This is a genomic window from Pseudomonas sp. KBS0707 (assembly GCF_005937945.2).
Taxonomy (GTDB): Bacteria; Pseudomonadota; Gammaproteobacteria; order Pseudomonadales; family Pseudomonadaceae; genus Aquipseudomonas; species Aquipseudomonas amygdali.
In genome coordinates this window covers 57,617-84,561 of the sequence record NZ_CP041754.1, presented here as the reverse complement: position 1 = coordinate 84,561, position 26,945 = coordinate 57,617, and the positions used below count along the sequence as shown (strand labels likewise).

The 26,945-nt window shown below is 59.2% G+C and carries 20 protein-coding genes and 1 pseudogene; 18 read left to right on the top strand and 3 right to left on the bottom strand.

The window, feature by feature from the left end:
* Positions 1-103 precede the first annotated feature (103 nt).
* Entirely contained in the window at positions 104-946 is an 843-nt protein-coding gene (gene cysQ, locus FFH21_RS00375) for a 3'(2'),5'-bisphosphate nucleotidase CysQ (protein WP_004654088.1), read from the bottom strand.
* Positions 943-1,509 carry an ADP compounds hydrolase NudE gene (gene nudE / locus FFH21_RS00370; protein ID WP_005734101.1) on the bottom strand — a complete coding sequence of 189 codons (567 nt, stop codon included), beginning with the start codon at positions 1,507-1,509 and terminating at the stop codon, positions 943-945. Before nudE ends, cysQ begins: the two co-directional genes overlap by 4 nt.
* Positions 1,510-1,605: 96 nt before the next feature.
* On the opposite strand from nudE, the gene yrfG reads away from it, so the two are divergent.
* From yrfG to FFH21_RS00345, 5 genes are all read left to right on the top strand, one after another.
* Positions 1,606-2,283 carry a GMP/IMP nucleotidase gene (gene yrfG, locus FFH21_RS00365; RefSeq protein ID WP_002551431.1) on the top strand — a complete coding sequence of 226 codons (678 nt, stop codon included), beginning with the start codon at positions 1,606-1,608 and terminating at the stop codon, positions 2,281-2,283.
* A gap of 41 nt (positions 2,284-2,324) precedes the next feature.
* Positions 2,325-3,206: a LysR family transcriptional regulator gene (locus FFH21_RS00360; RefSeq protein ID WP_002551430.1), complete on the top strand. Its 882-nt coding sequence runs from the start codon at positions 2,325-2,327 to the stop codon at positions 3,204-3,206.
* A 103-nt stretch (positions 3,207-3,309) separates the two neighbouring features.
* Complete coding sequence (gene fdhD / locus FFH21_RS00355; RefSeq protein ID WP_011167356.1) at positions 3,310-4,146, top strand: formate dehydrogenase accessory sulfurtransferase FdhD; 837 nt, start codon at positions 3,310-3,312, stop codon at positions 4,144-4,146.
* Positions 4,143-6,479 carry an FdhF/YdeP family oxidoreductase gene (locus FFH21_RS00350; RefSeq protein WP_011167355.1) on the top strand — a complete coding sequence of 779 codons (2,337 nt, stop codon included), beginning with the start codon at positions 4,143-4,145 and terminating at the stop codon, positions 6,477-6,479. The genes fdhD and FFH21_RS00350 overlap by 4 nt, the downstream gene beginning before the upstream one ends.
* 209 nt (positions 6,480-6,688) lie before the next feature.
* The gene (locus FFH21_RS00345) at positions 6,689-7,150 is read left to right on the top strand and encodes a glycine zipper domain-containing protein (RefSeq protein WP_002551428.1); all 462 of its coding nucleotides are present in this window, start codon (positions 6,689-6,691) and stop codon (positions 7,148-7,150) included.
* Between the two features lie 58 nt (positions 7,151-7,208).
* On the opposite strand, the pseudogene FFH21_RS00340 reads toward FFH21_RS00345, so the two are convergent.
* Positions 7,209-9,136, bottom strand: a pseudogene (locus FFH21_RS00340) (ATP-dependent DNA helicase RecQ).
* 175 nt (positions 9,137-9,311) lie between these two features.
* On the opposite strand from FFH21_RS00340, the gene FFH21_RS00335 reads away from it, so the two are divergent.
* From FFH21_RS00335 to FFH21_RS00275, 13 genes are all read left to right on the top strand, one after another.
* Positions 9,312-10,133 carry a hypothetical protein gene (locus FFH21_RS00335; protein WP_004663077.1) on the top strand — a complete coding sequence of 274 codons (822 nt, stop codon included), beginning with the start codon at positions 9,312-9,314 and terminating at the stop codon, positions 10,131-10,133.
* A 500-nt stretch (positions 10,134-10,633) separates the two neighbouring features.
* Positions 10,634-10,813, top strand: coding sequence for a hypothetical protein (locus FFH21_RS00330; protein WP_125856974.1), 180 nt, complete (start codon positions 10,634-10,636; stop codon positions 10,811-10,813).
* A 484-nt stretch (positions 10,814-11,297) separates the two neighbouring features.
* Positions 11,298-12,047, top strand: a complete 750-nt coding sequence (locus tag FFH21_RS00325) for a hypothetical protein (RefSeq protein ID WP_002551426.1) — start codon at positions 11,298-11,300, stop codon at positions 12,045-12,047.
* A 68-nt stretch (positions 12,048-12,115) separates the two neighbouring features.
* Positions 12,116-12,649: a type VI secretion system contractile sheath small subunit gene (gene tssB, locus FFH21_RS00320; RefSeq protein ID WP_002551425.1), complete on the top strand. Its 534-nt coding sequence runs from the start codon at positions 12,116-12,118 to the stop codon at positions 12,647-12,649.
* 14 nt (positions 12,650-12,663) lie between these two features.
* Complete coding sequence (gene tssC, locus FFH21_RS00315) at positions 12,664-14,166, top strand: type VI secretion system contractile sheath large subunit (protein WP_003343625.1); 1,503 nt, start codon at positions 12,664-12,666, stop codon at positions 14,164-14,166.
* Between the two features lie 25 nt (positions 14,167-14,191).
* On the top strand, positions 14,192-14,674 hold the full coding sequence (gene tssE / locus FFH21_RS00310) for a type VI secretion system baseplate subunit TssE (RefSeq protein ID WP_003420335.1): 483 nt from the start codon (positions 14,192-14,194) through the stop codon (positions 14,672-14,674).
* Entirely contained in the window at positions 14,674-16,506 is a 1,833-nt protein-coding gene (tssF, locus tag FFH21_RS00305; RefSeq protein ID WP_002551423.1) for a type VI secretion system baseplate subunit TssF, read from the top strand. Before tssE ends, tssF begins: the two co-directional genes overlap by 1 nt.
* Complete coding sequence (gene tssG / locus FFH21_RS00300; RefSeq protein WP_002551422.1) at positions 16,470-17,540, top strand: type VI secretion system baseplate subunit TssG; 1,071 nt, start codon at positions 16,470-16,472, stop codon at positions 17,538-17,540. Before tssF ends, tssG begins: the two co-directional genes overlap by 37 nt.
* Complete coding sequence (tssH, locus tag FFH21_RS00295; RefSeq protein WP_054072862.1) at positions 17,537-20,140, top strand: type VI secretion system ATPase TssH; 2,604 nt, start codon at positions 17,537-17,539, stop codon at positions 20,138-20,140. Before tssG ends, tssH begins: the two co-directional genes overlap by 4 nt.
* 25 nt (positions 20,141-20,165) lie before the next feature.
* Positions 20,166-20,921 (top strand): type VI secretion system lipoprotein TssJ, encoded by a 756-nt coding sequence (gene tssJ, locus FFH21_RS00290; protein WP_011167351.1) that lies wholly within the window; start codon positions 20,166-20,168, stop codon positions 20,919-20,921.
* Positions 20,918-22,261 (top strand): type VI secretion system baseplate subunit TssK, encoded by a 1,344-nt coding sequence (gene tssK, locus FFH21_RS00285; RefSeq protein WP_005781681.1) that lies wholly within the window; start codon positions 20,918-20,920, stop codon positions 22,259-22,261. Before tssJ ends, tssK begins: the two co-directional genes overlap by 4 nt.
* Entirely contained in the window at positions 22,258-22,971 is a 714-nt protein-coding gene (gene icmH, locus FFH21_RS00280; RefSeq protein WP_002551418.1) for a type IVB secretion system protein IcmH/DotU, read from the top strand. The genes tssK and icmH overlap by 4 nt, the downstream gene beginning before the upstream one ends.
* A 30-nt stretch (positions 22,972-23,001) precedes the next feature.
* The gene (locus FFH21_RS00275) at positions 23,002-26,922 is read left to right on the top strand and encodes a type VI secretion protein IcmF/TssM N-terminal domain-containing protein (protein WP_011167350.1); all 3,921 of its coding nucleotides are present in this window, start codon (positions 23,002-23,004) and stop codon (positions 26,920-26,922) included.
* The last annotated feature ends 23 nt before the right edge of the window (positions 26,923-26,945 follow it).

Here is a 26,945-nt window from a genome sequence, read left to right as displayed (position 1 = left end):
TCAAGCACTGGATTTGCTGTGGATTCACCGGCCCTTTCGCGAGCAAGCGAAGCGTCGCCCGGTTCGCCCCTACGCTCGACGGGCAGAGGCCTTGAAGTCGGCCTCAGGACTGCGCAAGCACCAGCAGTTTGTCGCGCCATTCGGCGTTGGCAGGCAACGCCAGGAAGAACGGGTTGAGCAGCGATTCGCGTGCCGGGTAGCTGAACGGTTTGCCGTCCAGTTGCAGCACTTCGCCGCCAGCGCCTTCAAGCACGCCTTGCGCCGCAGCAGTGTCCCATTGCGAAGTCGGGGCCAGTCGCGGGTAGCAATCGGCAGCACCTTCGGCCAGCAGGCAGAATTTCAATGAACTGCCGATATTGGTCAGCTGCAAATGCCCAAGCCCGCTCGACAGGCCAGCCAGCAAATGCTCCTGCTCCGGACTGGAATGACGGCGGCTGGCGACTACGGTAAAGGTCTGCCCTTCGCCCGGCTGAGTGCGCACGGCAATCGGCTGGAGGTGGTCGATGTCATCACTGCGCCAGGCACCCAGCCCTGCACCGCCGAAGTAACAACGGTTGTTGGTGGGCATCGACACCACACCGAACACCACACGACCGCGCTCAATCAGCGCGACGTTGACGGTGAACTCCTCACTGCCGGAGATAAACTCCTTGGTACCATCCAGCGGATCGACCAGCCACCAGCGCTCCCATTTCGCTCGCTCGCTGAACGGGATGTCGGCGTCTTCTTCAGAGAGCACATGAATGCTCCGATCAAGCGCCTGCAAGCCCTCGACCAAAACCTGGTGGGCTGCCAGGTCGGCGGCGGTCACTGGCGAGTCGTCGGTCTTGGTGGTGACGGTGACATTGGCTCGCCAGAACGGCAGGATCACCTCGCCCGCCAGGCGGACCAGTTCAATCACCGGGGCGAGCAGCGGATGTGGCAGGTTTTGTAACGAATCGGTCATGGCTGGAACAATCCACGCTGGGTTAGCAGGTCACGGGTCAGGTACAGCGCCGCAAGCGCCCTGCCTTCACTGAACTGGGCATTCTGCGCAAGGCTCGACAGCTCGCGCAGGTTGATCCGGTCGACCCGGATTGGCTCGGGCTCGTCGCCTTCCAGCCGCTCTTCATAAAGGTCAGTGGCGAGGACCACCTGAATTTTCTGGCTCATGTAACCGGGGGACAGCGACAGTTCAGTCAACAATTCCAGTTGCCGGGCACCGAAACCGGCTTCTTCCTTGAGTTCGCGGTTGGCGGCCGCCAGCACGTCTTCGCCGGGCTCGATCAGCCCCTTGGGCAGGGACAGCTCGTAGGCATCGGTACCACCGCAATATTCTTCGATCAACACCGCGTGGTCGGCATCGAGCATGGCCACGATCATCACCGCGCCGGGCCCCGTCCCCCGGCTGGCCAGACGCTCGTAGGTCCGCTCGACGCCATTGGCAAAGCGCAGTTGCAGCTCTTCAACGCGGAACAGACGACTACTGGCGACAATTGCACGGGCAAGTACGGTAGGTTTCTGACGCATGACAGGCTCCTTTACATGAACGAGGTACTATACCGAGCTTTTCCCGATGTCTGTGTCGGATATGCTTACCCGCTCTCAACCCCTGACGAGGCCTGAATGCTTTCCATGCCCTGGAGCGAAATCGATACCGTCCTGCTGGATATGGACGGCACGTTGCTCGACCTGCATTACGACGAACACTTCTGGATGCAACACCTGCCGCAGCGTTATGCCGAGCTACACGGCGTCAGTTTCGCCATGGCCTGGCTGGAGTTAAAGCCGCTGTTCGAAAACAACGCGGGCACGCTCAATTGGTACTGCCTGGATTTCTGGAGTGCCGAGCTTAAACTGTCGGTTCGCGACCTGAAACGCGAAATTGCGCACATGATTGCACTGCGCCCGGACGCCGAGACCTTTCTCGCCGCCATCAAGCAAGCAGGCAAACGGGTGATCATGATCACCAACGCGCACCGCGATTCGTTGTCGCTGAAGATGGAGCGAATCGAACTGGCACCTTATTTTGAGCGCCTGATCAGCTCTCACGATTACGGCTTCCCCAAAGAGAGCCAGCATTTTTGGGACGCCTTGAAGGCCGACACCGCGTTTGACCCGGCACGCAGCCTGTTTATCGACGACACCTTGCCGATCCTGCGCAGCGCCCGCCACTTTGGTGTAGCCCATTTGCTGGCCGTCAGCCAGCCCAACAGCCAGAAAGGCCCGAAAGACACCGAAGAGTTCGCTGCGGTGGACGATTATCGGGAGCTGATCAAGGGCGTGCTCCATCCTTCAGCCTGAACGCGTAGAATCGGCTGTCTGGACGGCCCAGCGGAGTGAATATGGACATCAAGCAACTTAAGTTTCTGATCGCCCTCGATGAAACGAGGCACTTCGGCCATGCGGCTGCGCGTTGCAATATCACCCAGCCCACCTTGTCGATGCGTCTGCGCAATCTGGAAGAAGAACTCGGTTTGCCCCTGGTCAATCGGGGCCAGCGTTTTGAAGGCTTCACTGCGCCAGGCGAACGCGTGTTGGCGTGGGCACGCACGGTACTGGCAGCCTACGACGGCCTGCAGGCTGAAGCGGCTGCCTGCCGGGGGCACTTGGTCGGCACACTGCGCTTGGGTGTAGTGCCGCTGTCGAGCTTCGATCCGCTGCCATTGCTGCACCGGCTGCACCAGATGCACCCCAACCTGCGCTTCGAGCTGTCGTCACTGAGTTCCGAGCAGGTGCTGGAACAACTGGCGAGCAATCGTATCGATCTGGGCGTTTCGTACCTGGAACGGCTGGACACCGAACGCTTCGACTCGCTGACCCTGGACGACACGCGCATGGGGCTGCTGTATGACCGTCGGCACTTTACCTTTGGTGACGAACCGTTGAGCTGGGCCGATCTGGTCGAATTGCCGCTGGGCACTCTGACCAGCGGCATGCATTTTCGCCAATCGATCGATCACAACTTCCACAGCCGTGGCCTTCAGCCCAATCCGTTGATCCAGACCGATGCCGTTCATCAGTTGCTGCAGGCCGTCCATGGCGGTTTTTGCTGCGCGATCATGCCGCTGGATGGCGGCCTGGAAACGCTCACCGAGCATTTGCGCCTGCACCCGATCGCCGACGCCCGTACGCTGGCCCGGCTGGGGTTGATCATGCGCCGCAGTGCACCGCGCTCGGCACTGGCTGAAGCCTGTTTTGCACTGGTAGCAGAAATGCCGCGCTAGAGCGTTGATCGACGTCATCTATCGGCACATCAGCACTAGCGATTAGACGATTTACCAGAACGGGCCTAGTCTTGCAGATGTCATTCTGCCGGTATTTCAGCCCATGCCCGTTACGCGCAAGGTCAGCTCGGCGTCCTTTGCTACGCCAGCCCCCGAAGCAAGCCAGTCTTACAGCTACTCGAACCTCGAGGGCACGGACTCTGCACGTAACGAACTTGCCGAAGAAGTGGCACTGGCGATTGCCTACAACGGCATCAGCCAGGCAGTCATGCTGGTCAGCCCCACCGATCTGGAAGACTTTATCGTCGGCTTCAGCCTGGGCAGCGGCATCATTGCCTCGCACGACGAAATCTACGACTTCAAAATCAGCGGTTGCGGCTCGGCGATGCAGGCCGAGGTCGAGATCGCCAGCCGCGCGTTCTGGGAACTCAAGCAGCAGCGTCGGCAACTGGCTGGCACCAGCGGTTGCGGACTGTGTGGCGTTGAAGCCGTCGAGCAGGCACTGCCTGACCTGAAGGCGCTGCCCGGCGCGCCCCTGCCCCCGATCGAATGGCTGGAAGGCCTGCGTCAGCGCATCGGTGAGTTCCAGCCGCTCGGCCGCCATTGCGGCGCCGTACATGCGGCGGTGTTCATGGACGGTAACGGCCAGCTGTTGCTGGGACGTGAAGACATCGGCCGTCACAACGCGCTGGACAAGCTGATCGGCGCATTGATCCGTCAGGACATCCCCTTGGCAGGCGGCGTCGCCATCGTGACCAGCCGCTGCAGCCTGGAACTGATTCAGAAAGTATTGCGCGCCGGCATCCAGACCCTGGTCAGCCTGTCGTCGCCCACCGGCCTGGCCCTGCAATGGGCCCGCCGCCACAACCTCAATTTAATTCACCTGCCGCAGCACAGTGCGCCGCGGGTCTATAGCCCTGCGATGGAGATTCAAGCGTGAGCACTCATCATCAAGCCGACAAGACACCTATCCCCCGCTACAAGCCATACAAAGGTGCGGCAGGCGGCTGGGGCGCACTGATCAGCGTGACGCAACACTGGCTGGGCAGTGACAACGCGCTGAAGAACCTGCGCATGATGCTCAAGACCAACCAGAATGGCGGCTTCGACTGCCCTGGCTGCGCGTGGGGCGATTCGCCGGAAAGCGGCATGGTCAAGTTCTGCGAGAACGGCGCCAAGGCGGTCAACTGGGAAGCCACCAAACGCCGTGTCGATCCGGCCTTCTTCGCCCGCTACAGCGTCAGTGCATTGCTGGAGCAGAGCGACTACTGGCTTGAGTATCAGGGCCGCCTGACCGAGCCTCTGGCCTACGATGCCGAAACCGACCGTTACAAGCCGATCAGCTGGGACAACGCATTCGCGCTGATCGCCAAGCACCTGAAGAACCTGCCCAGCCCGAACATGGCCGAGTTCTACACCTCGGGTCGCGCCAGCAACGAAGCGGCGTACCTGTATCAGTTGTTCGTGCGCGCCTATGGCACCAACAACTTCCCGGACTGCTCGAACATGTGCCACGAAGCCAGTGGTGTAGCGCTGTCGCAAAGCGTCGGCGTGGGCAAGGGCACCGTGACGTTCGAAGACTTCGAACACGCCGACGCCATCTTCGTCCTCGGCCAGAACCCCGGCACCAACCACCCGCGCATGCTGGAACCCCTGCGTGAAGCGGTACAACGCGGCGCGCAGGTGGTGTGCGTCAACCCGTTGAAAGAGCGTGGTCTGGAGCGTTTCCAGCACCCTCAGCACCCGGTCGAAATGCTCACCAACGGTGACCGTCCGACCAACACCGCCTACTTCCGCCCTGCCCTGGGCGGCGACATGGCGCTGTTGCGCGGCATGGCCAAGTTCCTGCTGCAATGGGAGCGTGATGCACAGCTGGCGAATGAGCCGTCGGTCTTTGATCACGCGTTCCTCAACGAACACACCGAAGGCGTGCTTGAATACCTGGCCGCCATCGATGACACGTCCTGGGACGAGATTGTCGAGCAGTCCGGCCTGCCGCTGACTGACATCGAACAGTCGGCACGCATGTACGCCAAGGGCAAGAACGTCATCATGTGCTGGGCAATGGGTATCACCCAGCACCGCCATTCGGTTGCGACCATTCAGGAAATCGCCAACCTGATGCTGCTGCGCGGCAACATTGGCCGTCCAGGCGCAGGCCTGTGCCCGGTGCGCGGTCACAGTAACGTGCAGGGTGACCGCACCATGGGCATCAACGAGCGCCCACCGGTGTTCCTGCTCGATGCTCTGGAAAAACGCTTCCAGTTCAAAGTGCCCCGCGAAAATGGCCACAACGTGGTCGAAGCCATTCACGCCATGGCCGAAGGTCGCGCCAAGGTGTTCATCGCGCTGGGCGGCAACTTCGCCCAGGCAACACCGGACAGCCATCGCACTGCAGAAGCCCTCAGCAACTGCGACCTGACCGTGCAGATCAGCACCAAACTGAACCGCAGCCACCTGTTCCATGGTAAGGACGCGCTGATCCTGCCGTGCTTCGGCCGTACCGACATCGACATCCAGGCCAACGGCCCACAAGCCGTGACCGTGGAAGATTCGTTCAGCATGGTCCACGCGTCCAACGGACAGTTGAAGCCGTCGTCGAAGCAGATGCGTTCCGAGCCTGCGATCATCGCCGGTATCGCCAACGCAACACTGGGCAAGACACCTGTGGACTGGTTGTGGCTGGTCGAAGACTACGACCGCATTCGCGACCTGATCGCCGACACCATCCCCGGCTTCAAAGACTTCAACGAGCGCGTAAAACATCCGGGTGGCTTCTACCTGGGCAACGCCGCCGGTGCCCGCCGCTGGAACACAGCCTCGACGCGCGCCAACTTCAAATCCAACGCGTTGCCGCTGAGCCTGATCCATGAAGACATCAGCTCGACCGGGCAGATTCCGGACCTGATCATGCAATCGATGCGCTCGCACGATCAGTACAACACCACTATCTATGGCCTGGACGACCGTTATCGCGGTGTCAAAGGCCAGCGTGATGTGCTGTTCGTCAACGAAGCCGACATCATTCGTCTGGGCTTTCAGCCGGGTCAGAAAGCTGACGTGATCTCAATCTGGAGCGACAACCGCGAGCGCCGCGTCAAAGGCTTCACCCTGCTGGCGTTCGACATTCCGGCCGGTCAGGCTGCGGCCTACTACCCAGAGGTCAACCCGCTGGTACCGCTGGAAAGCGTTGGCGATGGCAGCAGCACGCCGACGTCGAAGTTCGTGGCCATTCGTCTTGAGCGATCGGCAGAGTCGGCCCGCATCATCTGACGTTCATAAAAGACGCCCACAAAAAAGGCCCGTTTCGCTGGAAACGGGCCTTTCACAAGTAACCTCAGACTCTCTTTTCCGACTTAAGTTCCTTAGCCAAAACAATAACTTAGCAGCTTGTGTGGCAATCGTGTTACTCGTCGGAATTGCATTGCTACATTCTTCACTTGACACCAAGATCGCGCCGTCATCCCTATGAGATTCCATACATGAAGTATTCCTCGATACTGTTGTTGTCTCTTGCCTTGATCAGCGGTGCAGCCTCTGCAGGCAACCTCGAATCAGGCGCAGGCGGAGCATTGGGTGGGGTACTCGGCTCGGTCGTCGGTCAACAGCTCGGCGGCAGCACCGGTTCAGCGATTGGCGCTGGCCTGGGTGGCGCAGCCGGCGGTGCGGTCGGTGCAGACCGTCGCAACCGTACAGAAGCAGCCATTGGCGGCGGTCTGGGCGCAGCAGGCGGTAACGTTGTAGGCCGCAGCGTTGGCGGCAGCACCGGCAGCCTGATCGGCTCGGCGGTAGGCGGCGGCGGTGGTGCCGCACTCGGCAACTACATGGGCAACGAAAGCCGCAGCGATGATCGTCGTTATCGCGGTGGCCGTGATGATCGCCGCTACTATCGCGATCATGACCGTCGTCCGAAGCACCACGGCCATCGTCGTCATCGCGACTGATACAGCCGTTATTTACTGATGAATCAAAACCGGCCGCTCCTGAGCGGCCGGTTTTGTTTTAGAGCATCGCCTGCACCCATGCCCTCACCTGCGCATACGGATAATCCTCCAGCAAGGCAAAACCGCTGGTGGCGCGAGCCTTGAGCCTAGTGAACAAGGGCACGCTGATACCGCACAAAAAGCGCGTCAGGCATTCGGCGCTGGGCGGCTGACCAGTGAAGTCCTGGTGCTTGTGGATAAAATCACCGCACACCTGCTGAAAGTCCCGGTTATCCAGAGGTTCCAGCGCAGGTGGCTGTGGAAGATGGGCGATCTGGCCGTGGCAGACCGAGCAATGGCCGCATTGCTCGGGCGCATTGTAATCGCCGAAGTAGCGTGCCAACCGATGAGTCAGGCACTGATCACTGGAGAACACCTCAAGCATTGCATGAATGCGCGCAACTTCAGTAGCCTCGTGATGGCGAAATAATCGTGCAGCTCGACGCTCAGGGCCTGCGGGTCAAAGTCACTGCGCAACACGCTGTAGACCTCGGTCATCTGCTTGCTTTCCAGCTCGATCCAGCCCTTTTCCTGAAAGTAATCCAGCGCCTTGACCACCCGCCCACGCTCGGCACCGTATTGCTGGTACATCGCGTCAAAGTTGACCGTGGCCCAGGTCCGCGCCCGGCTGGACGTATCGATCAACGCCTGAACGAATTCGCGCCGCTCACCCTCGAAACGCGTCATCAGGTCGTGCGGCTGAAGCAGAAACTTGAAGCGGTACTCGGCGAAGTAAGCGTAACGCGGTGCGATGATTCCGCGCAGTTCCAGCTGCACCAGCAGGGTCTTCAACGGCAATTGACGGATATTGCTGAGATCAGCCAGCGGCCCGAGCAGAAACTCCCACTGCCCGTCATGGCGTGCATCGAGCAAATCCTCCAGCACACGGGCAATCCCCTCGCGCTCCGGCGTGTCGCCATACACAAAACTTTCCAGCACATTGAGGCTGTCGCGGTTGGCCAGCACCAGACAATCCGAGGCACCACCATCGCGCCCTGCCCGGCCGATTTCCTGGCTGTAGTTCTCGATGGATTTGGGCAGGTCGAAATGCACCACATTACGGATGTCGCTTTTGTCGATGCCCATTCCGAACGCAATGGTCGCCACGATGCAGTTCAGGCTGCCGCCCATGAAACGCTTCTGAATCGACTCGCGCTGATCGTTGGGCAGCCCGGCATGGTAAGCACTGGCAGGCAGACCATTCTGTTCAAGGTGCCCCGCGACATGCTCGGCGGTCTTTTGCAGCGTCACGTAAACGATTGTCGGTTGGCCGCGCCGCTCATTGAGCCACTCGACCAGCAGCCGCCTTTTGTCACGCCCGCTGACCGGCTTGACCCACAGGTGCAGGTTGGCGCGGTAGAAGCCGGTGGTGATGACATCCTCGGGGGCAATGGCGAATTTGTCCTGCATGTCGGTAATGACCTGCGGTGTCGCGGTCGCCGTCAGCAGCAGTGCCTGAGGGATGTTGAATTCGCGCTGGTAGTCCGGCAGCTTCAGATAATCAGGCCGGAAGTTATGCCCCCACTCCGAAATACAGTGCGCCTCGTCGACCACCAGCAAGGAAATCGGCACCTGGGCGATGAAGTTGCGGAAACGTTCGTTCTTGAGGCGCTCGACCGAGATCATCAGGATCTTCAGCTCTCCGGAACGCGCGCGAGCCATGACGTCGGCGACATCATCGCGGCTTTGCGCCGAATCAATGCTTGCTGCGGCAATGCCGTGGCGGTGCAAAAAGGCAAGCTGATCCTGGATCAGCGCCAGCAACGGCGAAACCACCAGCGTCAGATTGGGCAGCAGTAGCGCAGGCAATTGGTAACATAGCGACTTGCCTGAGCCCGTCGGGAAAATTGCCGCAGCCGAGCGTCCGGCCAGCACGGCGCTGATCGCTGCCTCCTGGCCTGGCCGGAACTGCGTGTAACCAAAAACCTGCTCAAGACGCTGGTGCATTCGCGGTTCATCCATCAGTCAAACAAAACGGTCCCAACCTTAGCGCGACAGGCCAAATGCATACACTACCAAAGCGTTACAGAAACACGGCGCGTGGCCGATAACGTTGAGATTTCATGCCTGCTGCGTCAGCAGGCGCGGCGCTCACCTTCATACCGCTTGATCTGGAGCAGGAATGGATTCCACACAGCAACCCGAAGACGACGGGATCATCCGCATTCAGCGCCTTGTGCCGGGCCAGGTCGATGTCGTTCTGGGCGCGCATCCAAGCCGTAAACTTAGCGCTCGACCGGGCAAGTCGCGGCCCTACTGGCTATGGCTGGCAGGCCTTATCGTTGCGGGTTGCCTGGCCGGGCTGGTCGTGTCTCATGGGCGAAGCCCGAAGGTGGTACTGGCACCACCTGTCGAGCGACCTGCACCCGAACCAGAGACCACCGTGATCGACAGCGAACCGACAATGGTGGCAAGCCCCGCACCCGCACCGTCGATCCATGCGCCTGACCTGATACCTGTCGCCGCAACCCGGGAACAGCCAGCCGCCGTGCAGCCGCTGGATAACTGCATGAAAAGCGGCAATGTCATCGATGAGAGCGTATTGAACTGTCGCTTTGGCCAGGTTCCTCGACCCGCTCAGGCAGAACCGGCGAAAGGCATGGTGTCCGCAGACTACATGGCTGACTTCAAAGCCAACGCTGCTCGCAACCCTGCTCGCTCGGCCCGTCCCTACAGCGTTGCGACGGCCTCCATCCGTGAATGGGACGGCAGAAACCGCTATCGGGCGCAGTGGCGGGTTTACGGCAACACCATCGACGGCGACAGCGTCTGCGAAAACTTCGCCATTCGCTCATTCGAACGGCGCGAGTGTCGCAAGGCTGCGCAGGTCAACTTCAAGGAGGAATGCCGGGAGTGGACCAAACGTGCTGCCCGAAATCGCGACGAGGACAGTAAAAATGCCGAGCAGCGTTATTGTGAAGTGGCGGCGACTTTCTCGCCTTAGCAACACATTGAACCCCTCTGGAGCAACTGTTTCGCCGCTGAAACCGGTTTTTTGATGCGTACGTTCACGGCCATCCACATACAAAACCTTACACATGTATAGCCAAAGGCTTACACGCAATAGGGAAGGTTGGCTATTTTTCACCTGCTATCAGCGCCGTAAGATTGGATCCAACAACTGGCGAACAAGGAGTTCGCCAGGATCAGGGACGATCGACCATCGCCGGGAAGGCAGCCGACAGGGAGTTGGAATGGTCTTGGTACAAACCCGCTTCGGCGGGTTTTTTATTGCCTGCGATTTTTGCTGTCGGCGAACCTGCAGATGCAAAATCTTTCCTGACGCCAGAATTCCTGCCCCTCACCCCGCTGTTCGAGCATGAACACGTGAGGTATAGCGAAAGGCTTACACGCGGCGGGGGAACTTGGCTATTCCCGAACCTGAACGCGGCGCATAAGATTGGATCCATCAAGTGCTGAACAGGGACTTCACCAGGATCAAGGATGATCGACCATCGCCTGGGAGGCGTCCGACAGGAAGTCGGGATGGTCTTGGAAAAACCCGCTTCGGCGGGTTTTTTATTTGCTGCAAGAAAATCCGGGGACGTTTATCAGCAAGCACCTTCCTCCTTGCGCTCGGCAAGAATCGGTGTGCGCTTCACTCACTCTCCTGTTGCCACCTGAACCACTCGTGGTGCCATCATCCCTCATCCGAGAAATATCCGCTCACAAGACGGCATCGTGATTTTATCGTCTTGAAGACGCAAACAGCGGGCAAATAAGTTCATCTTTTTAAGCTTAATTGCGTTCGAAATCGGATCCAGATAACGCTCCAAAGCCCTTATAAATCAAGGCTTACGGCTATATTACTGCTGCAATATTAACCATTAGTGGCTCATAGCAATCATTGCTTACTGTAACAAAACCGAGAAAATATCCACCGTCTGTAGGAACTTTCCTACTGAAAATAGTGCCATAGACCACACTGCTGGCTAGACGACATCTATATGCCAGCACCAAATCCTTCCTCATAGTGGCGGTGCGTTTTGCTTTACGCACATGGCAAAACCACTTCATGAGCAGGTGTGCAGTCGAGAAATTCGCAACTCTTCCCCGTCCCCGGTCTGATCCGGGAAGCGGTCGTGAAGGGTTCAAGGACGATGTACCGATGACTCAGACGTTCGATATAGAAGCATTGATCAAGCTGCGCAAGCAGACGCGCGCTATTTCCGACGCGCTCAAGGTGCAGGCGTCCGACTATCTGTCGACCCTCGCGTTGCTGATACGCCCGCAGACATTCTTCGGTGAATACCTGCAGGGCGCGCAACGCAGCAGCGGTCGAGAAACTCAGCACCATTTCAAGGAGCTTAAAGAGCTCTATGACCGCATTGCATCGGCAGAGCCGTTCAAGCTGGTCAATGAACTGGAAGTGCCGCTCAACCTGATCAGTACGACGCCCGAGCTGTTCCCGCTCGAATACGACATGGTGCTGTCACAAAGCGGGCAGACCATACGCATCACCAGCCCGGTGCGCTGGGTGGTGGGCTTCAACTCCTTCGATCTGGCGCAGTTTCGCAAGGTAATCAAGGACCCGAATCGCAGTAGCGCCGAGCTGTATCGCTACGTTGTGCATTATCTGGTCCTGTTCTATTGCCTGAGCAAGTCACCCGGCATGAGCCGCCTGTTCGAAGGGTTGCGCTTCCCGGTCAGTTTCGAGCGCTTGAAAGACTTCGGCGATCTGCCGTTCTGCGTGATCAGCTCACCGGTGCGCTCCGAGCTGCCGGACGAGTCGGTCATTCGCAACAGCACGCAGATCGCAGGCAATACAAGCTTCGAAGAGTTGGTCGGGCACGAAAACATTCTGGAAATGAACGATGAAATCCGTCAGCGCCTTTTGCTGACGATTGAAGGACTCTAATCGCGCCCGGCCTGTCCAGGCCCGGTACGCAAACGACTTGCAGCGAGTTGCTCGCACAGGAGATGACGATGGCGAAGAAGGAAAGTACCCAGCACAAACTTGACCGCGTTCGCGCGCCTCGGGTCCATATCACTTACGACGTTGATATCGGCGACGCTCAGGAAAAGAAAGAGCTGCCATTCGTTGTAGGCGTTCTCGGCGATTTCTCCGGCAACCCCCTGGAGCCGCTGCCCAAGCTCAAGGATCGCAAGTTCATCTTCATCGATCGCGACAACTTCAACGGCGTCCTTAAAGGCATCAAGCCGCGCCTGGCGTATCGCGTCGACAACACCCTGGCCAAGAACGGTACTCAGCTTGGCGTCGAATTGAACTTCAATGCACTGGAAGACTTCGAGCCGCAGAACGTCGTGCGTCAGGTCGAGCCGCTGCGCAAGCTGCTGGAAGTGCGCAACAAGCTGGCTGACCTGCGTAACAAGATGGGTGGCAACGACAAGCTTGAAGAACTGCTGATGGACGTGTTGCAGAACACTGAAAAGCTGAAAACCCTGGGCAAGGAGTTCGGCCGTGAAGCCGCCGTTCCTGCCACCGACAGCAAAGAGTAAGGAGGAGCCTGACGATGACCGATAAGCAACCCGTGACTCAGCAGGACAGCGCTCTGGTTGAAGTTGAAAACTTCGCCCCGCAATCCTCCCTGCTCGACAGCATCATTTCCGAAAGCCGCGTTGCACGCTCCGAAACCGAGCGCACTCGTACCCGCGATCTGATCGGCGAACTCGTGGCCCAGGTGCTGGAAGGCGAGATGACGCCGAGCAAAGACCTGATTGCCGTGCTCGACGCGCGCATCGCCGAGATCGATTCGATGCTCTCCGAGCAGATGAACGAAATCATGCACGCCCGTGAATTCCAGCAACTGGAAGCGTCCTGGCGCGGCCTGAAATATCAGGTTGACCAGACCGAGACCAGCACCACGCTGAAGATTCACCTGCTCAATGCGTCGAAAAAAGACCTCGTGCGTGACCTCAAGGCCTCGTCCGAATTCGACCAGAGCGCACTGTTCAAGAAGATCTACGAAGAAGAGTACGGCACCTTCGGTGGTGCACCGTTCGGTATGTTGCTGGGGGACTACGAGTTCAACCGCAGCCCGGAAGACATGTACCTGCTCGAGGAGATCTCCCACGTTGCAGCCGCCGCCCACGCGCCGTTCATTTCCGCGGCATCGGCTGAGTTGTTCGGTTGGGACTCGTTCACCGACATGGCCGGCCCTCGCGATCTGGCGAAAATCTTCGATACCGTCGAATACGCCAAATGGAAGTCGTTCCGCGCCTCTGAAGACTCCCGCTATGTCGGCCTGACCCTGCCGCACGTGCTGGGTCGCCTGCCATATGGTCCGGATACCACGCCCGTCGAAGAATTCAACTTCGTCGAAAGCGTCGATGGCCGTGACCACAACAAATACCTGTGGATGAACGCTGCCTACGCACTGGGCACTCGCGTGACCGATGCATTCTCCCGCTACGGCTGGTGTGTGGCGATCCGCGGCGTGGAAGGCGGCGGTCTGGTCGAAGGCCTGCCGACCCACACCTTCAAGACCGATGACGGCGAAATCGCGCTGAAATGCCCGACTGAAATTGCCATCACCGACCGTCGCGAAAAAGAGCTGTCGGACCTGGGGTTCATTCCTCTGGTGCACTGCAAAGGCACCGACTACGCCGCATTCTTCGGCACTCAGTCGACCCAGAAGCAGAAGCAGTACAACACCGACATTGCCAACGCCAACGCGCGTCTTTCGGCGCAACTGCAATACATCTTCGCGACCTCGCGTATCGCTCACTACATGAAAGCGATCATGCGCGACAAGATCGGCAGTTTCGCATCGCGCAAGGATGTCGAGTTGTTCCTCAACAAGTGGCTGTCCAGCTACGTGTTGCTGGATGACACCGCCAGTCAGGAAGCCAAGGCCAAGTTCCCGTTGCGCGAAGCGCGTGCCGAAGTGTTTGAAGTTCCCGGCAAGCCTGGCGTCTACAAGGCCGTGACCTACCTGCGTCCGCATTACCAACTGGATGAACTGACAGCATCGTTGCGTCTGGTCGCCGAATTGCCGCAATCGACTCGCGGCTGATCCATCACTTAGCCAGGGAGGCAACATGAGTAGTCAACACAAGCTGTTGCCTTCATTGCTGGATCGGTTGCTCGACGATCGTCCGCATCAGTCCGTGGAATCGTCATCGCAACGGTTGAGTTCGCTGGCCGATTACAAGGCCAGCATCGTTCGTGACCTGGAGATTCTGGTGAACACTCGCCAGTCTCTGGTCGCTAACGAGCTGGAGGGTTTCGCCAATCTGAGCGGCACCATCCTCGATTACGGTATGCCCGACTTCACCAGTAGAAGCGTGCTCGACCCACAGGACCGTCTTTTGATTCAGCGCCAGCTGGAGAAGGCAATTTCTGTCGGTGACCGACGTTTCCGCAGCGTGAAAGTCCAGTTGCTTGCACAACAGACCGGCCAGCGCATGCTGACTTTTCGTGTGGACGCAGTACTGCGTCTGCAGGACATTTCGCGTCAGGTTTCCTTTGACGCCGTGCTGCAGGTCAACACTCAGGAATACAAAGTGCAGAACCTCAACTGATGCTCGACGATCTGCTGCCCTATTACGAGAAGGAACTCTCGCACCTGCGCTTTCTGGGCCAGGAATTTGCCGCTCAATATCCGAAGATCGCTTCGCGATTACTGATTGAGGGCGACAACTGCGAAGACCCGCACACCGAGCGCCTTATCGAGGCGTTCTCGTTCCTGTCGGCGCGCGTACACAAGAAACTCGACGATGAGTTTCCTGAAATCGTCGAGTCGTTTCTGGAGGTGCTGTACCCGCACTACCTGCGCCCTACCCCTTCGATGTCCATCGTCGAGTTCAACATGGGCAAGCAGGAAAAGGTCACCGAATCCTATCGCGTAGCCCGGCACACCGAGCTGCATGCCACACCGATAGACGGAATAGTGTGCAAGTTTCGTACGTGCTACCCGGTCGAACTGTGGCCAGTGGCAGTGCAAAGTGCTTCGTTCATTGAAATGGAGCGTTCGGCGTTCAACGGCCACAGTGCAGACCTGATTGCGCGCTTGCGCATCGGCCTGGGTGCGACCTCCGACGTCCTGTTCGGCAAGATGGAACTGGACCGACTGCGCTTTTTCCTTGATGGCGAAAGCACGCTGATGCATCAACTGTATGAGCTGCTGTTCAACAACCTGGCCAAAGCGACCCTGTCGTTCGAAGACGAAGGGCGCATTCGTGAAGTGGTGCTGCCCGCCGACGCCCTGAAGTCTGTCGGTTATGGTCTGGATGAAGGGCTGGTGGATTACTCGGAGCGTTCGTTTCTGGGTTATCGACTGCTGCACGAATACTTCACCTTCCCTGACAAGTTCATGTTCTTCGACCTGTCAGGCTTTGCCCGTATTCTGGCTGGCAAAGAGATCGCCAAAGTGGAAATCAATTTCTACTTTTCCGACTACGACCTGACGGATCGTCTGGCACGCCTGACCCAGAACATCGGCCGTAACAATTTCAAGCTCAACTGCACGCCCATCATCAACCTGTTCCGCCAGCAGGCCGAGCCGATCAAGCTGACCCACGTCCAGCATGAATACGCGGTGACACCGGATGTTCGCCTGCAAAGCTCTGCCGAAGTGGTCTCTATCGATCGCGTGCGGCGGGTGAAGAAGATCAATGGCAACGATCAGGTCGGCACCTGCCATCCGTTCTTTGAACCACGCGGTGATCAAGGCCCCGGTCAGAGCTTCTGGATCGCCCGGCGACGTCCGACGCAGAGCCGACAAAGCGATGGCTCGAACATGTTCATCCGCGTCGTGGATCGGGATCTGGAACTGATTGATTCCAACAACGACACACTCAGTATCCGCCTGACGTGCAGCAACCGCGATTTGCCACTGATGCTGCCTTTTGGCGGCGAGCGCGGGGACTTCAACATTCCCTCCAACTCGGTGATCAAGGACATCCGCTGCCTGCGCAAACCGACGGCGACGGTGCGCGTGCCGCTGGGCAACGGCGTGATCTGGCGGCTCATCTCGCACCTGTCGCTGAACCACATGTCGCTGGTTTCGAAGGGGCGCGAAGTGCTGTTGGAACTGCTGTCGCTTTACAACTACCGCAACGTGTCGGCGATTCGCAAACAGATCAACGGGATCGTTTCGGTGAGCAGCGAGCCGGTCGTGGCACGCATCGGCCATCCGCGGCCGAACTTTGTGCGCGGCGTCGGTATTACGCTGAAGTTCGATGAAAGCCAGTACACCGGCAGCGGCGTGTTCCTGTTCGGCATGGTCCTTGACCACTTCTTTGGTCAGTACTGCTCGATGAACAGCTTTACCCAATTAACCCTTCGCACCGTGCAGCGCGAAAAGAGAGTGGTCCAATGGCCCCCGCGAACAGGCGATCAACCCCTGGTCTGATTGACCAGGCAAGGGCTGAGCCGCACCGATTCGAATTTTTTCAGTTGGTGCGTTTGCTTCGCCTGCATTACAGCAGGAATGGGCGCATGGACCTGGAAACCAGGCCGCATGAGGACCCTCTGCGCTTTCGTTCGCAGCTGTCGCTGAACTTTCCGGCCAGTGAAGTCAGCGACCTGCAGTTCGAACGCGAAGGCAAGCTCTCGGCGGCCGGTTTGCCGCTGTCCGAGGTGCAGGTCACGTTCATGGGCCTGGTCGGCCCATCAGGCGTGCTGCCGCGGCCGTACACCGAGCTACTCATCGATAGGCATATTCAGTACCGAGACGACGCTGCGCATGCGTTTCTGGATATTTTTTCGCATCGCATGACCACGCTGTTTTACGAGGCCTGGCAGAAGTACAAGTTTTACATCGAGTACGAGCGTAACGGCACGTCGAACTTTGATCGTTATTTGCTCAACCTGGTGGGTTTCGGCCCCGAAGCCTTGAAGCAAAAGTTCGACAAGGGCGAGTCGCCATTGCGTCGCGAACTGTTCAGCTACTTCTCGGGGATGTTCGCCCAGAAGCCGCGCAACGCCCTGAACCTTGAAGTCATGCTGAGTTTTTATTTCTCGCTGCCGTTCAAGATCCAGCAGTTCGCCGGGCGCTGGCTGAAGCTCGACAGCAGCCAGTGCACGCAGTTGGGCCGCAAGAACGCCGTGCTAGGGCAGAGCGCCGTGGCTGGCAATCGCGTCTGGGATTACCAGTCGTGCGTACGTATCGAAATGGGGCCTCTGGAACTGGCTGACTACCAGCGCTTTCAGCCGGGCACCGAGGATTACCAGAAGCTTGTTGAGCTGGTGCGTTTTTACATCGGCGCCGAACTGGACTTCCAGATTGCGCCGAAGCTCAAGCGCGAAGCTGTACCCGTGGCCCGCTTGGGCCGCCAAGGCAATGTATCGCTGGGCTGGCTTGGCTGGCTCAAACGCCCCGGTGTCGACGTGGAGCCCTCCCGTTGCGCTGTTTTCCATATTCCTTTTGATGGGGTCTCCCTGTGAACCTGAAGTCCCTGTTCGCCAAGCTGAACGAAACGAGCCGCACTGCCACTGAAAGCGCTGCTGCGCTGTGCCTGTCGGAGAACCACTACGACGTTGAAGTCGAGCACTTGCTGCTGCAATTGCTCGACAACAACGATAACGACCTGCCGGTGATCCTGCGCCACTACGACGTAGTGCCTGATCGCCTGCAAGCACAGCTGGTCACCGCGCTGGGGACGTTCAAGAAAGGCAACACACGGACGCCTGCGCTCTCGCCGCACATCACGCGCATGATCGAGCAGGCCTGGGTACTGGCGTCGATCGAATTCGGTCAGTCGCAGATCCGCACCGGCCACCTGATTCAGGCCTTGCTGGATGACGATGCCCTGCGCCGCGTGGTCATCGGTTCGGCGCCGGAACTGGAGAAAATCAACGCTGACGACCTGCGCCTGAATATGAGCGCGCTGGTCGAAGGCAGCCCGGAGACCAAACTGAGCAAGCCTCTGGCCAACGCCGACGCAAGCACGGGCGCAACCACCAAGGGCAACGGCAAGACCCCTGCCCTGGACCAGTACACCGTCAACCTGACCCAGAGCGCCCGCGATGGTCGTATCGATCCGGTACTGGGACGCGAGTTCGAAGTGCGGCAGATGGTCGACATCCTGACCCGCCGCCGTCAGAACAACCCGATCCTGACTGGTGAAGCGGGTGTGGGTAAAACAGCCGTGGTGGAAGGTCTGGCGCTGCGCATCGTGCAGGGCGACGTGCCTTCGGTGCTCAAGGGCGTCGCCATTCACACCCTGGATCTGGGCCTGTTGCAGGCCGGTGCAGGGGTCAAAGGCGAGTTCGAAAACCGCCTCAAGTCGGTCATCGAAGAAACCAAGCGCAGCCTGCACCCGATCATTCTGTTCATCGACGAAGCCCACACGTTGATCGGCTCGGGTGGCCAGGCCGGGCAGAACGACGCAGCGAACCTGCTCAAGCCTGCCTTGGCGCGTGGCGAGCTGCGCACCATCGCCGCCACTACATGGGCAGAATACAAAAAGTATTTCGAAAAAGACGCCGCATTGGCTCGACGCTTCCAGGTCGTGAAAGTCGAAGAGCCTGACGAAGACAAGGCCATCCACATGCTTCGTGGGCTGCTGGCGAAGATGCAGGAGCATCACAAGGTCACCGTGATGGACGAAGCGCTGGTGCAGGCCGTACGCCTTTCCAATCGCTACATCACCGGCCGCCAATTGCCGGACAAAGCCGTCAGCGTGCTGGACACCGCTTGCGCACGCGTCGCGCTGGGCCAATCGGCGCAGCCAGGCGCGCTGGAAGACTGCAAGCGCCACATCGACAACCTGAATGCAGAAATCACCGTGCTGGAGCAGGAAACCGCCAAGGGCAGCGACCACGCTCGCCGTTTGACGGCCCTGCACGAAGAGCTGAAAGCCGAACAGGAAACCCGCGAGTCGCTGGAGCAACAGTGGAAGCGCGAGCTGGAACTGGTCGAAAAGCTTGGCGCACTCAGCGTTCCGGAAGACGGCGCGCCTGATGCTGAGCAGATCGCTGCAGTGCGTGCCGAACTGGCCAGTGTGCAGGGCGAGCAACCGCTGGTCCACGCGCTGGTAGACGGCGGCACCATCGGTGAAGTGATTTCCGGCTGGACCGGTATCCCGCTGGGCAAGATGCTGCGCGACGAGATCGATACCGTACAAAGCCTGCCGGCGCTGTTGGGTGAACGCGTACTGGGGCAGGATCATGCGCTTGAAGAGATCGGCAAGCGCATCAAGATTTCCCGCGCGCGCATGGAAGACCCGAACAAGCCGATCGGTGTGTTCCTGCTGCTCGGCCCGAGCGGTGTCGGCAAGACCGAAACTGCGCTGGCGCTGGCTGACACACTGTATGGCGGCGAGCGTAACGTCATCACCATCAACATGTCCGAATACCAGGAAGCCCACACAGTCTCCAGCCTCAAAGGCTCCCCGCCGGGCTACGTCGGTTATGGCGAAGGTGGCGTGCTGACCGAAGCCGTGCGCCGCAAGCCTTACAGCGTGGTGCTGCTCGACGAGGTGGAGAAAGCCCACCCGGACGTGCTCGAGCTGTTTTTCCAGGTCTTCGACAAAGGCGTGCTGGACGATGGCGAAGGTCGCGAGATCAACTTCCGCAATACCGTGATCATTCTCACCTCCAACACCGGTACTGATCGCATCATGCAGTGGTGCCTGAACACCGAGCAGAAGCCAACCCCCGATGACATCGTGGAAGGCCTGCGCGACGAGCTGAATCAGGTGTTCAAACCTGCGTTCCTCGGTCGCTTGACCATCGTGCCGTACTACCCGGTTCAAGACGCGATTCTGGAACGCATTGTCGGCCTGAAACTTGAGCGCATCCGCAAGCGTTTCGAGCGCAATCACCAGGCAGTGCTGCGTTACGACGAGGCGCTGATCAAGGCCATCGCATCGCGTTGCACGGAAGTCGACAGCGGCGCACGCAACATCGACAACATCCTGTCCAAAACCCTCATGCCGGAACTCGCCCAGCGAGTGCTGGAGCGGATGGCGCAGGACAAGCCGATTCAGAGCCTGACCATCGATCTGGGCAGCGATGGCGACTTCGCTTACACACTGACCTGATCGATCACCCCATAGGTAAGACGTGATGAATAAAAGACTTCAAGGCAATTGTTCCTCGAAGCCAGCCTTGGCAAGGTGCCTGGCTGTTCTGGCAATGATGCTGGCTCTGTCCGCCTGTGGCGTGACGGACCGTGTCGCCAAGCGCATGGATGACACCTGGGCTGGCGACATGATGTTTGGTGACAACGAAAAGGTCATCCTGACGACTGACGGCGGTAATCAGCTCAACCCTGACGAGTACGGCAAACCGCTCTCGGTGGTGGTGCGCGTTTATCAACTGTCCTCTCTGGAGCGCTTCGAGTCAATCAACGCCGACACCCTCTGGGATGATCCGCAAAAGGCTCTGGGCAACACACTGGTCGAAAGCAGAGAGCTGATTCTGTTGCCTGGCATAGGCGAGACCGATCAATGGCCGCTGAACCCGAATGCCTCGTATGTGGGCATCGCGGCGTTCTTCCGCACCGACGTCGACAGCCGCTGGAAGGTCGCGTTCGACGCCAACACGCTGCGCAAGGACGGTATCTGGTTCTCGTCCGACGGTGTGCGCGTGCTGGTGGACAACAACTACATCCTCGCCGTTCGTGGCGTGGATGTGCTGAACAGGCTCAAGACTGAAGAGCAGTTCACTAAATCCAATTCGATGCCCGAACAACCCGCCGGCAAAGGTATTACCGAGCGTGTGCAGGACGCCGCTGTCCAGCAGGTTCAGGACTCGGCCGGCAGTGCTGCGAAAAAGGCAGCGGACTCACAATTCAATTCTCTGTTGGAAGGCGCCAAATGAGTAAACAAAGCCGCGTGATGTGGTCGGAAGGCATGTTCCTTTTGCCACAACATTTCCAATATCAGGATGAGTTTCACCAGCATCAGCTTGCTGAGTCGACACTGCGTTCCACGCCTTTCCATTGGGGCGTGCAAACGCTGGAAGTCGACGTCGAGGCATTGGCCACAGGCTCGTTGCAACTGAAGCGCCTGAAGCTGGTGTTCCCTGACGGCAGCCTTTACGACGCGCCGCAGCACGACCCGCTGCCCGCCGCCCGCGACCTGAAAAATCTGATCAAGGGTGGAGAAATCAAGGTCTATGCGGCGCTCAAGCTGCCCGAGCCCTTTGGCCTGAACTACGTTGAAGATGGCCAGGAACAGAAGAGCGCCCGGCGCTTTCGCAAACAGTTCGACACCCTGCCTGACCTCAACGAAGGCGATCTGGAAAACGAGATCACCAGCCTGCGTCTGAACGTCGTGATGCTGGTCGATGGCGACACTCTGGATGGCTACAGTTATTGCCCGATTGCCCGACTGGCACGCAATAGCATCGGCGGTTTCAACCTTGACGCGCATTTTGTGCATCCTACGTTGCACGTGGGCACCCACGAGACGCTGGTTGGCCTTGGCAGACGCCTGATCAGCGTGCTGCAAGCCAAGAGCAAGGCACTTTCTGGCCGCCGCCGCGAGCGTGCCGACCAGATCGCCGAGTTCGGTTCCAGCGACGTTACGTTGTTCTGGCTGCTGAATACGGTCAACCGCGCCTACCCGCAACTGGCCCACCTGCTGGCGCACCCACGCCTGCATCCAGAGCGGCTGTATCTGTTTCTCGCGGAACTGGCGGGCGGTTTGCTGACGTTCTCGCTGGACACCCAGCTCACTGACATCCCCGATTACGATCATCAGGACCCGGCGGCCTCGCTGGTGAAGCTCGACGAACTGGTTCGTCTGCTGCTTGAGAACGTGATTCCGAACCAGTGCATCGTCATCAATCTGAGCCAGGTCCGGCCTTCGTACTGGCAGGGCCAATTGCTCGACCCACGCCTTACCGAAGCGGATTTCTATATTTCAGTGCATGCCGACATGCCCGGCTCCAGCCTGCTGGAACTGGTGCCGCGTGCGTTCAAGGTCGGCTCGCCGGAAGACATCGAGGTGGTCGTCAACAGCGCCATGCCGGGCGTCACCCTGAACCACTCGACACGCCTGCCAAACGCCATTCCGGTGCGCCTGGACAACCATTACTTCTCCATCGAGCCACATGGCCGGGTGTACGAACGCATGATGGAAGCCCAGGCCATTTCCTTCTACGCGCCCAGCGCGTTTACCAATCTCAAGCTTGAACTGTTGGCGGTGCTTAAATGACTGAAGCCGTGATGCAAGGTGCCGCTGCGGCCGCAACCGAAAAACCTACGCTCAAAGACCTGGTACGTGACTTCATCACCATGGCGCTGATTGTCCGTCGCGGCCGCCAGGCGATCTCGGTCACCGCGTTCGAAGCCAGCGTCGATACTTTCTTCGCCAACCTGGAGCGTCAGGCGCGCAGCGCCAATTACAGCGTCGAACAGGTAAAAGACGCGCAGTACGCACTGTGCGCATTCCTTGATGAGAGCGTGCTGCGTTCGGGCGACAACGATATGCGTCGCCACTTCGAAATGGAGCCGCTGCAGTTCCGTTATTTCGGCGTCCACCTGGCGGGCGAAGGCTTCTTCGAGAAAATCGAACTGCTGCGCGCCGACGTGAAAAAGAACCTGGATGTGCTTGAGGTGTACCACCTGTGCCTGGCGCTGGGTTTCGAAGGCAAGTTCGGCCTCGGTCAGAAAGACCAATTGCGCTATCTGGCCAACACGCTGGGCCAGGACATCGCACGCTACCGCAAGACGCCAAAGGCGCTGTCGCCTGACTGGGCATTGCCTGACCAAGTGTCGCAGATGCTTCGCCATGAAGTTCCGGTATGGCTTTACCTGGTGCTCATCGCCCTCGTGTGCCTGGGTGTCTATCTGACGCTTGACTGGTTGCTGGGCAAAGACGTGGCCGCATTGGCCGAACAAATCAGCCAACTGTTCAATGCTTGAGTCCCGATCAGGTAACCGAGTCAGGAAGACATGAAGACATTACTGCGCCTGTTAAAAAGTTTCTGGTTCCTGGTACCGATACTGTGGCTGATCAGCCTGGCTGTCTGCTGGTTTTTCGCCCCCAGGATCAGTTGGCTGCAAGGCTATACGCTTGAAGCGATGGCGATCATCAGCGCCTTCTATCTGCTGTTGATCGTACTGCGCCAATACCGACGGATTCGTACAGAACACAACCTCGAAAATCTGGTTCAGATCGAAGTTGACCGCTCGCTGAAATCCACCGGTGAGTTCCGTGATCAGCAAGTGCTGCGCGACCGCCTCAAGCATGCCATTGCCATGCTGCGCACCGATCGCTCGGCAGGCGGTGGCGGCTCCTCGGCGCTCTACGATCTGCCCTGGTATCTGGTCATCGGCATGTCGGCGGCAGGCAAGACCTCCTTGCTGACCCGCTCCGGCCTGTCGGCCAGCATTGCCAGTAGCGCCAATGACACGGAAAGCGGCACCCAGCATTGCGACTGGTACTTCAGCCCTGAAGCAGTGATGATCGACACCGCGGGTCGCTACCTGCGTGACGATCAGTCTGCCAGCGAATTCGCTGCGTTCCTGCGTATGCTCAAAAAGCAGCGCAGCAAGGCCGCCGTTAATGGTCTGGTGCTGGTGGTCAGCCTGCCAGAGCTATTGGCCGCCTCTGCCGCCGAGCGCAACGAGATGGGGGCGCGCTTGGTAACGCGCATCGAGGAATATACCGATTGCCTGGACGCCAACCCGCCTATTTATCTGATGCTGACCAAGACCGACCAACTGCCCGGCTTCAACCAGGCTTTCGACGGTATGGACCTGCATGAGCGCCAGCAGCCGCTGGGCATGACGTTCGGTCTGACAGAGATCACCACAGAAAGCCTGCGTTCGGTGCTCGATCGCAAACTGGCGAACCTGCAAGCGCATGTCAGTCGCCACGTCGATGCACAGATGATCGCGCTGGGTGCCGACGCCAACAGCGCCCTGCTCAACTTCCCCAACTACTTTGCCGAGCTGTCGGCGATACTCGAACAGTTCCTGCAGCATTTCGCGCGCAGTAACGTCAACGGTACCCAGTTGTTGCTGCGCGGCCTGTATTTCACCAGTGCCCTGCAAACCGACAAGCAGCTGACACCGGTGTATGAAGACGAGCTTTCAGAGTCGTTCGTCTTGCGGCCAGCGACCGCACCCGATGCGCTGGAAGAGGACGAACAACGGAAAATCAGTGATCGCAGTTACTTCATCACCGATACCTTCCGCCGCGTCATTTTCCCTGACCGTGACCTGACCCTGTACCAGTCACGTCATGGCCGCGACAAATCACTGGGGCCGATTGTCATCGCTCTGGCGCTGTTCGCCGGGCTGTCCTTCATCGGCTGGCAGGCCCTGTCGTTCCAGAAAAACCGCGAGTGGCTGGCCGCGATCAGCCAACAGTTGACCGAACTGGAACAGTCCCCGGACCGTGCCCAGCGCCTCGCCTCCGGCCAAGGCCTGGAATTGCTGCGCAACCAGCTGGCTGCCATCGAGAAATACCGCACCAAGGGCGTGCCTCTTCAGCTCAGTGGCGGCCTGTACCGTGGCGACGATATCTACTTCGCCACCCAGACTGCCTACCTGCAGCAACTGCGTACCCAGGCGCTGGAACCGATCACGCTGAAACTGCAATTGCAGATGCGTGAATTCAACGAGTTCGCCAAAACCATGGACCCGCAGTATGGCTTCGGGGCTACACCCGCAGGGTCGGAAACCAAAACGGGCAAGGTACGCGCTCAAGGTCAGAAACTGCTGGACCGCGGCGCGCGCAACGTCGCTGCGGGCCGTCCGACCAGCCTGAGCAGCATCCCGCGCAGCACCGGCGAGGTTGCCAATCGACTGACCGGCGCAGCAAGAGGCACAGCCAGCCAGACGCGCAGCGAAGCGATTGCCGCGCTACGCAACCCGGCCACTGCCAACGATGCTGCCGAGCTTTCAGCCACAACAGGCGGCTTGTCGTTGTCGGAAGAGATGCTCGGGCGACTCGATGAACGGCAAGTGGCGTCCATCATCGAGTCATACAACGCCCTCAAGCTCTATCTGATTCTGACTCAGCCGACCACGCACCCGGAAACCGAGTTCGTCAACGCGGCGTTGCCGGTGGCCTGGGCGGGCATTTCCAGCGAGACCAATCCGATCAGCGACGACGTCATCGAGGACAACTCGCCGGTCTACGTACAGCTGCTCAAGAATGGTGACGCGCCGGCCATGCCACGCAATGAGCAACTGATCGACGAGACCCGCAAGAGCCTGAAGTTTTTCATGATCTCCAGTTCGCTGGTGGACCGTGAATACCTGCGCCTGCAACTGGAATCCAGCCGTCAGTTCCCGGCAATCGGCCTGAATGATCTGGTACCTATGCCGGGTCGCCAGTTGCTCTACGGTTCGGAGGCTGTACCTGCGATTTTCACCCGCCAGGGCTGGGAAGAGTTCGTGAAACCCGAGCTGATCAAGCTGGTGTCCGGCAACCTGCGTAACGAGTCGGACTGGGTTCTGGATGGCGAAGGCGGCGACAGCGTGGTGCAGAAAGCCAACTTCGTCCGTGAATTCATGGCCCGCTACAAGCGCGACTACACGCAGGTCTGGTACACCATGATCGACAGCGTCGGTGTGCGCCGCTTCAGCGACATGGCCAACGCCACGCAGCAGTTGTCATTGCTCAGCGACGTACGCAATTCGCCGGTCAAACTGCTGCTGTCTGCCGTCAACGACAACACGCAATGGGACGTGCCTGCGCCTCGCGAAGCGCAACAGACCGGAGTCAAACGCGACGATGGCTTCTGGGGCAAGGTCAGCGGTATCTTCGACAACAAGGAAGCTGCGGCCAGCGTACTGATCTCGCCATTGCCTGCCGTGGATGACGGCAGTCTGGCCAAACGCTTCGAACCTGTATCAAGGGTTTTCGCAGCGCAGAATGCCGAAGGCGCTGACAGCACCATCATGGATCGCTACCTGGCAGCGCTGCGTAAACTCAAAGTGCGGATGAACAACATCCAGCGCTCGCAGGATGTCGGCAAGAGCAGCAAGCAGTTGATCAGCGAAACCCTTGAAGGGCAGCCGAGCGAAGTCACCAACGTGCGTAACTACGTTGAAACCACGGTCGATACCAGTCAGGGCGGGCTTTCCACCTCGCTGCAAAGCCTGTTCAGCCTGCCGATCCAGTTCGCCTGGGAAACGCTACGCGATCCGGCCGGCGAACAGATCGCCAAAGCCTGGGCCAAACAGGTCGCCAAACCTTGGGAACAGGTCATGGCGCATCGTTACCCGATTGCTGCGGACAGCCGCAACGAGGCATCGGTGAAAGACCTGCAACGCTTCGTCGACCCGGAATCCGGCCTGCTACCGAACTTCAAGCGCAACGAAATCGGCAACCTGTCCGATGGCGAAGGCCTGGGTATGGGCAGCGGGTCCAAGGCTGCGCCGCTGGTCAATCCGAAAATGGTCAGCAACATCGACAAGGCCAGTTCGTTGGGCGAGGTCATCGCCAGCCTCTCGGATCGCGACAATGGTTTCGAGATCATGCTGGAGCCGTCGGCCTACTTCACTGACATCATCTTCACGCTGGATGGCCAGGAGCAGCATTACCGCAACGGCAAAACCAGCTGGAGCCGCTTCTCATGGCCGGGCACCACGACAGCACCGGGCGCACGCCTGGATGTGGTCACGCTGACCGGCGAGCGCATCACCGTGTTCGACTACACCGGGCGCTGGGGACTGCTGCGCATGAACGACAGCGCACGGGTCGCCGACCTGGACGGCATTCAGCAGCGTTTCAGTTGGAACACGGCCAAGGGGCCGGTCAGTCTGGTGGTGCGCAACTATGGTGGCGTGAAGCTGACCGACCTGGCGAACGTCAAGGCGCTGAGCGCGCTTAACGCAACAGATGGGCGGACCAAGTGAGGATGCACATGCTCGATCTGGAG